Below are 270 nucleotides of genomic sequence, written 5' to 3' on the forward strand. Positions count from 1 at the left end.
GTAGAGCCAATATTCGAAAATGGAACTATTGCATCAACAGGAGGAACTGTTTTCACAAATATTGCAAGCAACGATAAAGTAAATGGAGTTCCGGCAGTACTAGGAACTACAGGAAATGCTACAGTTGCGGTATCAGGAACATGGCCAACAGGAATTACTTTAGATCCGTTAACCGGAAAAGTAAGTGTTGCGGCAGGGACCACACCGGGAACGTATAATGTAGTTTATCAGTTATGCGACAAACTAAGTTCGGTAACTTGTGCGACGGTT

Annotated in this window: 1 protein-coding gene; it reads left to right on the forward strand. The window is 42.6% G+C overall.

From position 1 onward, the window contains the following. On the forward strand, positions 1–270 hold a 270-nt coding region (locus B0A80_RS20730; RefSeq protein WP_165769198.1), incomplete at both ends, for a hypothetical protein.

The sequence above is a fragment of the Flavobacterium tructae genome (genome assembly GCF_002217475.1).
In the GTDB taxonomy this organism is placed as follows: Bacteria; Bacteroidota; Bacteroidia; order Flavobacteriales; family Flavobacteriaceae; genus Flavobacterium; species Flavobacterium tructae.